The organism is Herbaspirillum frisingense, assembly GCF_047325095.1.
Lineage (GTDB): Bacteria > Pseudomonadota > Gammaproteobacteria > Burkholderiales > Burkholderiaceae_D > Herbaspirillum > Herbaspirillum frisingense.
In genome coordinates this window covers 2,999,912-3,013,575 of sequence record NZ_CP168558.1, presented here as the reverse complement: position 1 = coordinate 3,013,575, position 13,664 = coordinate 2,999,912, and the positions used below count along the sequence as shown (strand labels likewise).

The window sequence follows — 13,664 nt, the reverse complement described above, 5'->3', positions numbered from 1 at the left end:
GCCTGGTGCATCCGGGCCTTTTGCAAAACCCGTCGAGCACGTCCAGACGTGCCATGAATACCAAGAAGGAATTGGCCCACGCCATGAATACCCTCAGCCACCGCACTTCGCTGACCCAGCTTTTCACCCGTCCCCTGCAGGCCGCCATGCCTTCCCTGATGCCACACGCGAGCGCCGTGGCGCCGGGCGGTGCCGCGCCGCGCAAGCTGCCGGCAGCACTGGTGGAGCGCCTGCTGGCCCAGGAAGGACAGCGCGGCATGGGGGCGCCCGGTCATCCGCTGGCCACCTTCAATGCGCCCCAGCCGGCAGCGCATCGGGCGGCGACCTTCAGCTATCCCCTGCATATCGAGCGTGCCAGCATCGAGGCCTTGCCCAATGCCTGCGGCGTCTACATCTTCCGTGGCGTGGACGATGCTCCGTTGTACGTGGGGCGTAGCGTCAACCTGCGCAGCCGCGTGCTGGCGCATCTGCACAACCATGAAGAGCAGTTCCTGATCGGCCAGACCCGTCGTATCGAGTGCCGCCGCACGGCCGGTGAACTGGGCGCGGCCCTGCTGGAAAACTCTCTGCTGCGCGACCTGCGCCCGGCTCACAACAAGAAGCAACGCAGCAAGCGCGGCCTGTTCACCCTGCGCCTGAGCGCACAGGGCCAGCCACAGGTCACGCAGGTGGCCGAGCGTGAATTCAGCCGCGCCGAAAACCTGTTCGGCATCTTCACCAGCGAACGGGCGGCGCAGGAAGCGCTGCACAAGCTGGTGCAGGGCCATGGCCTGTGTTCCATCGTCACCGGGCTGGAGCAGCCGGGCGGTTTCGGCATGGCCTGTTTCGGTCGCCAGATCCGTCGCTGCCGCGGCGCCTGCACCGGCGAGGAATCCCCCGAGCAGCACCAGCAGCGCCTGATGCAGGCGCTGGAAGACCTGCGCATCCTGCCCTGGCCGTATGCCGGCCCCATGGGCATCGTCGAACAGGGCGAGGGCTGGCAGCAGGTGCATGTGATCGATCACTGGCGCTATCTGGGTTCGCTGGATCGCGACCACCGCCAGCTGCCGACCCGTCCGGCGGCCAGCCTCAAGGGTTTTGACCTGGACAGCTACAAGCTGGTGATCCAGCCCTACCTGCTGGGCCAGCTGGACCTGCGTCCGCTGCCGGGACTGCCGCTGTCGGCCGGCTGAAGCGGCGGGTCTGGCGCTCGCTGGTGATTCACGGGTGATCCTCGGTCATCTTCGGTACTTCTCGGCAATTCCCGGGCGCGCGGCGTCCGGTTAAGCCAGTCCCATTCTGCTGGAAGCTTTCTTCCGTTTTCCTTGCGCGGTGCTGTCGTTCTTTGCTGGTGCCGCGCTGTCCCTGTTCTCCGTGTTCTCCCCGTTCTCCCAATCCCTTGACTGCTCATTCCTTCCATTCCATGCGACGACGACTCCCACGCTATGCGGCCACCCTGGTGCTGGCCGCGCCTGTCTCCCTCTCGCTGGCCCAGGCGGCCGAGCTTAGCGGCCTGTGCCGCAACGACCTGACACTGGACAAGGATCAACTGGCCGCCAGCCTGATCCGCACCTATCCGGTCAGCACGGCCTATCTGTCGGTGGGCAAGGAGCCTGCACCGCTGTCCTCGCCACGGGCGCTGGTGGCCTGGCTGCTGCAGAAGCGCGCCGCAGAAAAAGCCACTGGACAGGCCTGTCAGGGCGATAGCTGCAACGTCGATCACATGGCCGAAGAAGTGCAACGACTGCTGGATGGCAAGGACCCCCAGATCAAGCCGAGCGGCCGCAGTGATGTGGCTGCCTTTTTCCGCGACAACAACCGCGCGGGGCTGAGCTGCACGACGGCCCAGGCTGCGCCTGCCATGGCCTATGCCGGCTCCGCCCTGGCCATGGGGGTGGCGCCAACGGCGGCGGGTGGTGCTGCCACGCCGGCGGCCGGTCCGGCCACGCCGGCCACGCCGGCCACGCCGGCCACGCCGGCAACAGCGGCAACATCGGCAACATCGGCACCGGCTGTCGCGCAACAGGCCGGCTGGATGGATCACGTGCGCGTGCGCGGCAATCCTGACCAGCTCTCCATCGATCACCGCGACAAGGCCGGCTTTGCCTCGGTGGACCGGGCCCGGCTGGCGCTGGCCAATGACGACGTGGCGCAGTCGCGGACCAATGATGTGGTGGTCTACACCGGTTATTCGCTGGACAAGCGCCCCATGGGCGAGCCGGGCAGTACCTATGAGGCAGTGCCCTATGTCGGTTTCAAGCAGAACCGGGTGACCACTTACGATGCCGGTAATCGCGACGTCACCACCACGCGTACCACCCAGGTCGGGATGCTGTCGGCCTTCCACTTCGCCCATGCCGATACGGCCAATACCGAAGACCTGACCGCGCGTCCCGACTACCTGGTCAACAACACCGATGGCAGCCGCCTGCTGACGGTCAACTTCACCCTCACGCCGGTGCGGCCGGGTGGGCTCAATGATTTCCTGCGCTGGGGCAATGGCCTGGCGTTCAAGCCCATCCTGATAGGCCAGAGCCGTAACGGTATCTACATCAATCGCGGTGACCCGGATGTGTATGACCAGCATCGCGACTTCATCCGCCTGGGCGCGCAGGCGGGGTTCACGCTGTCCTCGACCAATCCGGCGCTACCCTTCGATTTCACCACGACCTTTACCGGCCTGAAGGCGTTGCAGGGAAACCGCAGCATCCATTACTGGAAGTCGGTGCTGACCTACAACTTCAACCAGAACGTCGGCCTGAGCCTGGATTATTCCAATGGCCTGCTGCCCGATACCGGCGATGCGGAGCGCAAGTGGGGTCTGGCGGTGTCCTCGAAGTTCTGATGCCGATCCGGCGCTGCCATGCAAAACGGCGGGAATCCCGCCGTTTTTTGTTTTTTCCGGGTGCTCGTCGGTGTCAATGGTAGGTGTTGGCCATCTTCTCCGGTAGCGGCACGCTGAGCCACTTCTGGACGATGCCGTTGAGCTCGCCGCTCTTCTTGGCCGCGGTCAGGATCTCGTTGACCTTGTTGAGCAGCGCCGGTTCGCCCTTGTTCAGGCCGACGGCGCAGGCCGACTCCTGGATGATGTACTTCAGCACGGGCTTGTTGTCGGCCACCCGTTCGGCCAGCGCATGGGCCACGAAGTCACCGGTGCCGACCAGCTGGATCTGCCCGGAGGTATAGGCGGAGATGAGGGCATTGTTGTCCTCGTAACGCTTGATGTTGGCGCTGGTGGGTGCGCTCAGGGTCAGCTGCAGGTCCTGGAAGGTGCCACGCGCCACGCCGATGGTCTTGCCGGCCAGGTCGGCGGCGTTGCTGACCTTGAGGCTGGCCACGCCGAACACGCTGTTGTTGTAGGGCGCATAGGGCTGTGAAAAATCGATCACTTTTTCGCGATCCGAATTCTTGCCCAGCGTTGAAATGATCAGGTCGGTCTTGTGGGTCTGCAGGTAGGCAATGCGGTTGGCACTGGCCACCGGTACCAGTTGCACCCTCACGCCCATCTTGTCGGCGATGAGTCGGGCGACGTCGATATCCAGGCCTTGCAGGTGCATGTCACCGTCGATCGCGCCGAAGGGAGCAAAGTCCTGCGGTACGCCGATGCGCACCACCCCGGCCTTGTGGATGGCGGCCAGGCCGTCGGCGTGCGCGGCGACGGAGCTAAGTGCAGTCAGGCCGAACGTCAGGGCCAGCAGGCTAGTCTTGAATTTCATCTCCGGATTCTCCTTGTAATGGACGTGTCATTGCGCGGCCGATGATACGTCACATCGCAGCAAGGTTCAGTCAGGTAAGGGCAACACGCAATCGTCTGCAGCAAGAAAAATGCGCTGCCCGGGTTGGGCATGTATACGATAGCCCCCGGTAAAGTCGCCGAAAGCCGGCAACATGGCCCATTGGCCATCCACCACGAAACAGGGCAGGCGCAAGGCGTCGCCTGCGGCAGCGAGCCGGTAGACCGGATGCACATGGCCGACGATGGCAAAGGCGCCGTCGACCGTCTGGGGGTGATGGCAGAACGCCAGGGGACTGACCCGCCAGGGTTCGTCCACGACCTCCATCGCCAGTGCTTCCGGCGGATCGCCGGCATGGTGGTCATGGTTGCCGCGCACCAGCGTGAGGCTGAGACCGGCATTGCAACTGCGCCAGCGGGCCAGTGCCTGCAGGGTGCCCGCCACCCGCCCGGCGCGTGCGTGCAGGAAGTCACCCAGGAACACCACATGGCGCACCGCATGCCGCTGCACCAGCGTATCGATCAGGTCCAGGTTGGCCCGAGTGGTGCCGTGCGGAACCGGGATGCCTCCGGCGCGGAAGGCAGCCGCCTTGCCGAAGTGGACATCGGCCAGGATCAGCATGGCGCGCTCGCGCCAGAGCAGGGCGCGTTCGGGCAGCATGGTCAGGGTCGCGCCGGCGGCGTCGAAGCTGGGGTATGGGCTCATCATCCTGTCTGGTTGCGGGGGCTGGATTGGGGACGCGCTCGCGGCTGTGGCCTGGCCTGGGCGCTGGTCTTGTCGGCGGCACCTTCCAGCTCGCGCAGCATGCGCGCCACGCGGTCGGCCAGCTTTTCGGTCGAGAGTTTTTCGCGGAAGCGCTCCACCATCAGCGGCAAGGCAAACGGCGTGGCCCGCTCCAGTGGCACCAGCGTGAGCGTGCGTGCGCGCAGTTCGGCCAGGGTGCTGCGCAGCCGTTCCAGCTCCAGCTCCTGTTCCAATACTTCGCGCTGGGCCTGGGTCAGCAAGAGGTTGCCGGCGTCGTGCTTGCGGAAGACCTCGAAGAACAGGGCCGACGATGCCTGCAGCTGGCGTGCGCTCTTGCGCTGCCCGGGATGTCCCTGCGATACCAGCCCGGCGATACGGGCGATTTCACGGAAGCGCCGTTGCGACAGCTCGGTGGCATTCAGGCTGGCCAGGACGTCCTCCAGCAGCCGCTCTTCGCTGAACAGGGCCAGGGCCTGCTGCGGTTCCAGGCGGTGCGCTTCGACCTTGTCCGCGCCCAGCAATTCGAACCCGTAGTCGTTGACGGCGATGGAGAAGGTGGCGGCACGCTCCCTGCTGAGGCGCCAGGCCAGCAGCGAGGCCAGTCCCATGTGCACCAGGCGGCCGGCAAAGGGATAGAAGAAGAGGTGATGTCCTTCACGGCTCTTGAGCGTTTCCACCACCAGCCGCTGCGCCGTGGGCAGGGCCGACCAGGCGTGCTGCAGATCCAGTAGCGGTCGCACGGCCTGCATTTCGGGACCGTCGAAGCGACCTTGCGCGGCTTGTTCCAGGCGATCCAGTACGGCGTGCGCCAGGGTCGAGGACAAGGGCATGCGGCCGCCTTGCCAGCGCGGCACGGCACCGCTGCCGGCGCTGCTGCGGCGGACCCAGGCCGTCATCTCGTGCACGCGGACGAACTCCAGCACGCGCCCGCCGAAGAGGAAGCGATCGCCCGGTCGCAGGCGGGCGATGAAACCTTCTTCGATGGTGCCGATGCGTCCCCCCTTCATGTACTGCACATGCAGGCTGGCATCGGCAACGATGGTGCCGATGTTCATGCGGTGGCGGCGCGCGATGGCCGGTAGCTCGACCCGATAGACACCATCCTCGCCGGCCCGCACACGGTGATATTCCGGATAGGCGCCCAGGCTCTGGCCGCCACGCACCACGAAGTCCAGCGCCCACTGCCATTGATCCTCGCGCAGATGGCGGTAGGACCAGGCCTGGCGCACTTCGGCCAGCAGCTCGTCGGCAAGGAATCCGCCACCCAGGGCGATGGTCACCAGATGCTGTACTAGCACGTCCAGGGGCGTGTCCGGCACCGGACGCTGTTCCACCCGGCCGGCAGCGACGGCATCCTGAGCAGCGGCGGCTTCCACCAGTTCGAGGCTGTTGGTCGGTACCAGGGTGGCGCGCGAACTGCGTCCAGGCGAATGGCCGGAGCGGCCGGCCCGCTGCAGCAGTCGCGCCACGCCGCGCGGGCTGCCGATCTGCAGCACCCGCTCCACCGGGGTGAAGTCCACCCCCAGGTCCAGGCTGGAGGTGCAGACCACGGCCTTGAGGCGGCCGTCGCGCAGGCCTTGTTCCACCCATTCACGGACTTCGCGATCAAGTGAGCCATGGTGTAAGGCGATGATGCCGGCCCAGTCGGGGCGGGCCTCCAGCAGGTTCTGGTACCACAGCTCGGCCTGGGAGCGGGTATTGGTGAAGACCAGGGTACTGCCGCTGGCATCGATCTCGGCCACCACCGCCGGCAGCATCTGCAGGCCCAGGTGCCCGGCCCAGGCGAAGCGGGTGGCCTGTGGCGGCAGCAGGGTATCGATGAGGATGCGCTTGCGCTGTTCGCCGCGCACCAGCACGCCGTGTTCGGCGGCTTCGGGGCCCAGCAGGGCCTGCTGCGACTGCTCCAGGTTGCCGAGAGTAGCCGACAATCCCCACACCACCATCCCGGGCCGCCAACGGCGCAGGCGCGCCAGGGCCAGTTGCACCTGCACGCCGCGCTTGTTGCCCATGAGCTCGTGCCATTCGTCGACGATGACCGCGTCCAGCTTGCTGAAACGCTGGTGGGCATCCGCCTGGGACAGCAGCAGTGACAGGCTTTCTGGCGTGGTCACCAGGGCCTGCGGCAAGGACTTCATCTGGCGCGCACGCTCGCCGGAACCGGTGTCGCCGGTGCGCATGCCGGCTTGCCAGTGTGGCAGCAGATCGGCCAGCGGGGCTTGCAGGGCACGCAGGGTGTCGGCCGCCAGGGCGCGCATGGGGGTGATCCACAGGATGCGCAAGCCCTGGGTCGTGACGGGCGCGTCGGTCCGACCCAGGCCGGGTTCGGCATGCAGCAGCGCGCCGAACCAGACCGCATAGGTCTTGCCTGCACCGGTGCCGGCGTGCAGCAGGCCGCTGCGACCTTGCTGCGCGGCTTGCCAGACCTGGCGCTGGAAATCGAATATCTCCCAGTGGCGCTGGGCGAACCAGTCCTCGACGGCGGCAGGGATGACCGCCGCCTTTGGCGGACTGGCGCTGCGCCGTCTGGGCGGGCGCTGGCTAGTGGTCTTGCTGGGCGGGCTGGGCATCTTCCTCGCTCTCGTTGACTGGGGACGACGACAGCAGGGCGCGCAGGTTGTCCAGGGTATCGGCCTGGTCGACGGTCTTGTCGACGCGCTGGCGCAGGATGCGCGGGAAGCGCACGGCAATGCCGGCCTTGTGGCGCGAGGACAGGGCAATACCCTCGAAGCCGATCTCGAACACCATGGACGGCCGCACGCTGCGTACCGGGCCGAATTTTTCTATCGTGGTCTTGCGTATGGTCTGGTCGACCACGGCGATCTCGGCATCGGTCAAGCCCGAATAGGCCTTGGCGAAGGGCACCAGCTTGCGCTCGCCGCCGGCTTCAGCGGGCGTGTCCCAGACCGCGAAGGTGTAGTCGGTATAGAGCGAGGCGCGCCGGCCGTGACCGGCCTGGGCATAGATCAGGACGGCATCGATGGAATAGGGATCGACCTTCCACTTCCACCAGGTGCCGACGTTGCGGGTACGGCCGATGCCATAGTGGGCGTCGACCTGCTTGAGCATCATGCCCTCCACGCCGCGCTGGCGCGAGGTGGCGCGCAGTTGTTCCAGCGCATCCCAGTCCGCTGCCACGATCTGCGGCGCCAGCATCAGGGCCGGTGCGGCGTGGCGCTGGACCAGTTGTTCCAGCCGAGCGCGGCGTTCTTGCTGAGGCAGGCCGCGCAGATCATGCCCATCCTGCTCCAGCAGGTCATAGGCGATCAGTCCTGCGGGCAGCTCGCCCAGCATTCTTGCAGTGAGATTCTTGCGACCGATGCGTTTTTGCAGGTCGGCGAAGGGCGCCACGCGTTCGGCCTGTTGCCCGGAATCAGGCAGGCGGATCACGATCTCGCCGTCGATGACGGTACCGTCCGGTAGGTCCAGCGCGGCCAGTTCGGGGAAGCGTTCGGTGATCAGCTCTTCCCCGCGTGACCACAGCCAGTTGCTGCCGTGCCGGCGCACCAGCTGGGCGCGGATGCCGTCGTATTTCCATTCGATCTGCCACTGACCGACCGGCCCCAGCTGGCGCGGATGTTCAATCAGCGGATGGGCCAGGAAAAAGGGGTAGGGCTGGCCGCCCTGCAGGCGATGGTCCTGGCCGTCATCGGGGCCTATCAGGCGGGCGAAGCGTTCGGCGTCGGGGCGGGCGCGGCCATCGGTCCAGCCGACCATGCGCTGGGCCAGCAGCTTGGGGTCCAACTGCGCCACGGCGGCCAGCGCACGGGTGACCAGCAGGCGCGAGACGCCCACCCGGAAGCCGCCACCGATGAGCTTGGCGAGCAGGAAGCGGCCCTGCCAGTCCAGTTCATCCCAGGCCGCGAAGAGGGCGCTGCGGATCACTTCCGGTTCGGCACCGCGCAGGGGAGCGATGCGTTCCTGCATCCAGTAGGCCAGACCGAAGTCGCTGGTGCGGGTCGGTGGCGGCAGGATGTGGGCAATGGTTTCGGCCAGGTCGCCCACGCTGTGATAGCACTCTTCGAAGAGCCACTCATCAATCTGCGCATAGGCCATTGCGCATTGCTTGAGCAGGCCGGTCGGTACCGCCTGGCGGGGCTTGCCGCCTGCCAGGAAATACACTGCCCAGGCGGCGTCGGCCGCATCGGCACGCTGGAAGTAGTCCTGCAAGGCCGCCAGCTTGCGGGTGGTGGAGGTGGTGGCATCCAGTTCGGCATAGAGCCGCGAGAATTCACGCATGGCCGGACTGTTCCTGCGCAGTGGCTGGTGGCGCCGCGCCGCTGTCGTCGACATCGTCGTCGCCGTATTCAGTCGTGAAGGCCCCGGCATCGAGACCGTTCTGCCGCAACCAGCGCACCATGGTGGCGACCTGGCCGTGGGTGACGATGACCCGTTCGGCGCTGCTGGCGGCAATCGCTTCCTGCAGGGCTGGCCAGTCGGCATGATCCGACAGCACGAAGCCCCGATCCACGCCGCGCCGCCGCCGGGTGCCGCGCAGGCGCATCCAGCCGCTGGCGAAGGCATCGCTGTAGTCGCCGAAGCGGCGCATCCAGGGTGAGCCGGCAGCCGAGGGTGGGGCAATGATCAGGCTGCCGGCATAGGCGTTGGACTTGCCGCGCCTGGTGGCTTCGGCTTCGCCGACCGTCGCGGTCGGCGGCAGGAAGACGCCGGCTTCGCGATAGAGCCGGTTCAGGGGTTCCACCGCGCCGTGGCAGACGATGGGGCCGATGCCGGGGTCGATGCCGTGCAGGATGCGCTGTGCCTTGCCGAAGGAGTAGCAGAACAGCACGCTGGCCCGGCCCTCGGCGGCGTTGGCGCGCCACCAGCGGTTGATGTCCTCGAAAATCTCCGCCTGCGGTTGCCAGCGGTAGATGGGCATGCCGAAGGTGGATTCGGTGATGAAGGTGTGGCAGCGCACCGGGGCGAAAGCGGTACAGGTGCCGTCGGCTTCGAGCTTGTAGTCGCCTGAGGCGACCCAGATGCATCCCTGCCACTCCATGCGCAATTGGGCCGAACCCAGGACATGGCCTGCCGGGTGCAGCGACAGGCGCACGCCGTTGTGGGTGATGCTTTCTTCGTAATCCAGCGCCTGCAGGTGGATGTCCGCACCGAGGCGGGCACGCAGGATGCCGGCGCCGGGCGCGGCCGCCAGGTAGTGGGCATGACCCATGCGGGCGTGGTCGGCGTGGGCGTGGGTGATCACGGCGCGCGCCACCGGTCGCCACGGGTCTATGTAGAAATCGCCGGGTACGCAATACAGGCCTTCCTTGCGTACCACTACCATGTCTTCCATGTCTGCTTTTTCCTTGCGCTGTGCTTGGGCTCAATGTGCAGCCTGGGCCCGGATGCTTGTACCGGCTTTGAGCCGCCTTGTCTGTGCTTGTTTGTCCTTGTCTTCGCTTTGCCTCAGGTTTTGATGATGCATGCATCGCTGTGGCCCGCTGAATCCGGACCGGATCAGCTTACCCGCACGCGCTTGCGCAGGATGTCGGCGTGCTTCTTGCCGCGTTGTCAGCGAGAATGAAAAAAGAGACATTCCTTGTGCGCGGAGTTTGCAATGGCGCAACGCACAACGGTCATTAATTGGGTATCCTTGTGACCATCGCATCTGGCCTTGCGCCAGGCTCATCACCCGAGAACCCCACGAATCCTCATGTCTACCTACCTTGATCCCCTGATTTTCCGCGAACTGCAGGACTCCGAAGTCTTGCCAGCCCCGTCCGGGGTGCGTCTGCGGATCATGCAGATGTGCCAGCAGGAAGACATCGCCCTGCCTGACCTGGTGGCCCAGATCCAGGGTGACCCGGTACTGGCCGGGCGACTGATCCAGATCGCCAATATCCCCAACCTCAACAAGGGGCGGATGGTCGCTTCCGTCAATGTCGACCTGCTGTTGATGGTGGGCCTGCAGGCCGTGCGCCAGATGGCGCTGGCGATTTCCCTGACCGAATCGGCGCGCCGTGGCGATTGTGCCGAGTTCGACTATGACGCCTTCTGGAGCCGTTCCACCGCCATGGCCTGCGCCAGCCAGGCCCTGGCCGACCTGATCCCGGTCGCGCCGCCGGCGGAGATGTTCACCATCGGCTTGCTGGCGGATATCGGGCGGCTGGCGCTGGCCTCGGCGCGTCCCAAGCGCTATGGCGAGATCCTGCGCGGCGTCGGGACGGATGCTCCCGCTGCCGCCCTGCGCCAGGAAGAGAAGCAGGCCTTCAGCTTCGACCACCTGGAACTGGCCGCTGCAATGATGCAGGACTGGCTGTTCCCCAAGCTGTTCTGCGAAACCGTCCTGCACCACGAGGCGGCCGATAGCACCGGGCTGGACGAGGAAGACCGCCAGCAGCGCCTGATCCGCCTGCTGGAACTGGCCGCCTGCGTGGCCGATATCTGCGTGGCAGACGATGCCACCCGCGCCGCCTTGCTGCCGCACCTGCTGCAACTGGGCGAGCGTTTCGAGCTGCCCAGTTCCAGCCTGGAATACCTCTGCGCCCGCGTCTCCTGGGACTGGAGCGAATGGGGTGCGATGCTCAAGATCCCCACCCGGGTGCTGCGCGAACTCGGATCGGCACTGGCCGCCGCGACCGAACAACCTGGCTGATCCAGGTTTCGTCGCGGGCAGATTTTGTCAGCAAATATCGAAGCTTTTTGTTGCTGATTTGTCAGGTGCCGATGGTACTATCCCCCTCGCTCTGGAAATGCAGTTCGCCTGCTGCGGCCTTGTGGCCTGGCCCCTGAAGTCTGGCCATCGCCACTTGGCGTCACACGGCGGGTGTTCATGAACCGCGCTTCCATACGCCTGCAAGGCCAGCTGAAGCCCGCCCGATGATGTTCCTTCCGTAAAAGCCACGGCATTTACCGCAGCCATCCATCAGGACATATTCATCAAATAGGCCTTGTCAGCGCTCTTTCTGTTCGGAATGCGCGATTTGCGCCTTTGGTATCGTGTTCTGAACATGCGACGGCGCGCTTTCCCTTCGGTTCGCTCCGACCACGTCTCTGTACTCCCCGCCTGCGGTGTGCGCTGTCACGTCCGTACGGGCGCGGCTGTGTCATCGTGGTGGCCGGGTAGCAGTGCCGTACTGATCACAGCAAAAAATGGGGTCCACCATGAACAAGAAAATCCTGAGCTTTTCCTGGCTGTTGCTGGCGGCCAGCCAGTCGGCCTTCGCCGCGCACCCGCTGGTCACCGATGATGCCGGCGTGCAAGGTGCTGGCGGTATCCAGCTTGAAATGAATACCGACTGGAGCAAACAGAGTGGCGACGCCAGTCATGTCGGCGCCTTCACCTTCACCTATGGCGTCACTGACAAGCTGGACCTGTTCTTCAACCTGCCGCAGACCTTGCAGTCTCCCACCGGCACGGGTGTGGGGGATGTCTCGCTGGGCGCCAAGTGGCGTTATTACGAGGCCGATGGCCTGGCGCTGGCCTTGAAGCCGGAATTCTTCATGCCCAGCGGCGACGAAGAGAAGGGCCTGGGCAATGGCAAGAGCAGCGCCGCCCTGACCGGTATCGCGTCCTACGAAAACGGCCCCTGGACCTTGCACGGCAACCTGGGTGTGCGCGTCAACCGCTTCAAGCTCGACAGTGACCAGCAGTCGCAGCGCAAGACCCTGTGGCGCGCCTCGGCTGCAGTCTGGTACGGCCTGGATGAACAATGGCGCCTGGTGGCCGATACGGGCGTTGCCCAGAACCCGGATGCATCCAGCCGCAAGCTGCCTTCCTATGCGCTGGTGGGCGTGATCTGGTCGCCCAACAAGACGGTCGATCTGGATGCCGGCGCCAAGTTCGGGCTCAACAAGGCCGAGGTGACGCGGCAGTTCGGCATCGGGGTGACCTTGCATTACTGATCGTTGATCGCGCAGGGCTGCAGCCCTGCCCGCGTGTCATTGCTGTGCGCTGCAACATGCAATGCGCTGGAAAGCACGATCAAATCTGCTATCTTTGTCCTTGGCGCAAGGCCACGACTAAGGAGACGACATATGGATCTGGTGGAAAAATTCGATGCCAAGGGCAAGACCGGCGCACCTTACCACGTAGAGGTGTATCAGACTCAGCAGGACGAAGCCGATACTGCAGTACTGGCGTTCAGCCGTAGCTACAAGCTGGCCGATGGTCGTGCCCTCGATCCTCTGTCCAATGAAAAATTCCGGATCGTGCAGACAGGTGAGAAGATCTACCGGGTCTGATCCCGGGCCAAGATCCCGATAGCAAGTCGATGATTACCCACCCTGCAGGCAGTGACGCTGCAGGGTGTTTTCATTTGATGTAGGCGCTAGCTAGAGGGCAGGGAACCGGTCAGATGCCGCAATTCATCGAGCAAGCGGATCGCCGGCGCCGGCAATATCCCTTGCCGCCTGCGGAATGCGGTCAACGTACGCGGTGCATTCAGGCCCTCTACCGCAAGGGCATTGATCACTCCCGCTTTGCTTTCGGTATCGAACATCGGACCGGACATCCACCCCACGAATCCACAACGCGCGACCAGGCCCTTGAGCACCGTGACCGAACGCGATTCGACAGCGATCTCGGGCATCGGCAAGCCGGCCTGGGCGAATGTTTCCTTCACATGCAAATACGGTCCCGTACCCCGGGGTGTCAGGGCCCAGCGCTGCGTCAGGGTATCGGCCAGGCTGATCTTGCCGCGTTCACGCAGTGGATGGTCGCGCCCGGCCACCACATAGCTCAGGTCGCTCCAGCGACAGTCGGAGATGGCCGCCACGCCATCGCTTTCGGCACCGGAGGTACCGAGAGCCAAGTCGATCTCATGCGTGAGCAAGCCCTCGACCAGACGGTCCCACACACCTTCCATGATCTCCACCCGCAGGTTGGGCCACTTGTCCAGTACCCCACGCACTGCCAGTGGCAGCACCAGACTGGCAATGCTGCCCACCGCACCCACCTTGATGACACCCTTTGCCAGGCCGCGGATGGCGTCCAGTTCTTCGCGGGCCTGCCGGGCTTCACGCTGCAACGACATCGCGTGCGGCAATAGCGCCTTGCCCAGCGGTGTCAGGTGCATACCCTTGGTGTGACGCTCGAAGAGCGCTCCGCCGACGGACTCTTCCAGACGTTTGATCGCGCGACTCAAGGCCGGCTGGGTCAGGTCGAGGACGGCTGCAGCGCGCCCCAGGCTCCCTGCAGCGACGATGGCATTGAACATTTCCAGCTGCTGCAGGTTGAAACTCAATGATGTCTCCTGGTGATAGCGCGGA

The 13,664-nt window shown here is 65.2% G+C and carries 11 protein-coding genes; 5 read left to right on the top strand and 6 right to left on the bottom strand.

Annotated features, from left to right (window positions below; all coding sequences use genetic code 11):
• Positions 1–53: 53 nt before the first annotated feature.
• Together ACEOAC_RS13885 and ACEOAC_RS13880 are read left to right on the top strand one after the other, a co-directional pair.
• Positions 54–1,172 (top strand): nucleotide excision repair endonuclease, encoded by a 1,119-nt coding sequence (locus tag ACEOAC_RS13885; RefSeq protein WP_413444368.1) that lies wholly within the window; start codon positions 54–56, stop codon positions 1,170–1,172.
• Positions 1,173–1,402: 230 nt separating this feature from the next.
• The gene (locus ACEOAC_RS13880) at positions 1,403–2,824 is read left to right on the top strand and encodes a hypothetical protein (protein WP_413628408.1); all 1,422 of its coding nucleotides are present in this window, start codon (positions 1,403–1,405) and stop codon (positions 2,822–2,824) included.
• Between the two features lie 73 nt (positions 2,825–2,897).
• On the opposite strand, the gene ACEOAC_RS13875 is transcribed toward ACEOAC_RS13880, so the two are convergent.
• From ACEOAC_RS13875 to ACEOAC_RS13855, 5 genes are all read right to left on the bottom strand, one after another.
• Entirely contained in the window at positions 2,898–3,695 is a 798-nt protein-coding gene (locus tag ACEOAC_RS13875; protein ID WP_413445593.1) for a transporter substrate-binding domain-containing protein, read from the bottom strand.
• A gap of 66 nt (positions 3,696–3,761) precedes the next feature.
• The gene (gene pdeM / locus ACEOAC_RS13870; protein WP_413445595.1) at positions 3,762–4,418 is read right to left on the bottom strand and encodes a ligase-associated DNA damage response endonuclease PdeM; all 657 of its coding nucleotides are present in this window, start codon (positions 4,416–4,418) and stop codon (positions 3,762–3,764) included.
• Positions 4,418–7,024, bottom strand: coding sequence for a ligase-associated DNA damage response DEXH box helicase (locus ACEOAC_RS13865; protein WP_413628407.1), 2,607 nt, complete (start codon positions 7,022–7,024; stop codon positions 4,418–4,420). The genes pdeM and ACEOAC_RS13865 overlap by 1 nt, the downstream gene beginning before the upstream one ends.
• The gene (locus tag ACEOAC_RS13860; protein WP_413628406.1) at positions 6,996–8,693 is read right to left on the bottom strand and encodes an ATP-dependent DNA ligase; all 1,698 of its coding nucleotides are present in this window, start codon (positions 8,691–8,693) and stop codon (positions 6,996–6,998) included. The genes ACEOAC_RS13865 and ACEOAC_RS13860 overlap by 29 nt, the downstream gene beginning before the upstream one ends.
• Positions 8,686–9,747 carry a ligase-associated DNA damage response exonuclease gene (locus ACEOAC_RS13855; protein ID WP_413628405.1) on the bottom strand — a complete coding sequence of 354 codons (1,062 nt, stop codon included), beginning with the start codon at positions 9,745–9,747 and terminating at the stop codon, positions 8,686–8,688. The genes ACEOAC_RS13860 and ACEOAC_RS13855 overlap by 8 nt, the downstream gene beginning before the upstream one ends.
• Positions 9,748–10,107: 360 nt before the next feature.
• Between ACEOAC_RS13855 and ACEOAC_RS13850 the strand changes: the two genes are divergently transcribed.
• The 3 genes from ACEOAC_RS13850 to ACEOAC_RS13840 all read left to right on the top strand — a co-directional run bounded on the left by ACEOAC_RS13850 (position 10,108) and on the right by ACEOAC_RS13840 (position 12,638).
• Positions 10,108–11,049 carry an HDOD domain-containing protein gene (locus ACEOAC_RS13850; protein WP_413445323.1) on the top strand — a complete coding sequence of 314 codons (942 nt, stop codon included), beginning with the start codon at positions 10,108–10,110 and terminating at the stop codon, positions 11,047–11,049.
• A gap of 509 nt (positions 11,050–11,558) precedes the next feature.
• Positions 11,559–12,299, top strand: coding sequence for a transporter (locus ACEOAC_RS13845; RefSeq protein ID WP_413445322.1), 741 nt, complete (start codon positions 11,559–11,561; stop codon positions 12,297–12,299).
• Positions 12,300–12,431: 132 nt separating this feature from the next.
• Positions 12,432–12,638: a hypothetical protein gene (locus tag ACEOAC_RS13840; protein WP_413445321.1), complete on the top strand. Its 207-nt coding sequence runs from the start codon at positions 12,432–12,434 to the stop codon at positions 12,636–12,638.
• Between the two features lie 86 nt (positions 12,639–12,724).
• On the opposite strand, the gene ACEOAC_RS13835 is transcribed toward ACEOAC_RS13840, so the two are convergent.
• Positions 12,725–13,639 (bottom strand): LysR family transcriptional regulator, encoded by a 915-nt coding sequence (locus ACEOAC_RS13835; protein WP_166757904.1) that lies wholly within the window; start codon positions 13,637–13,639, stop codon positions 12,725–12,727.
• Positions 13,640–13,664 lie beyond the last annotated feature (25 nt).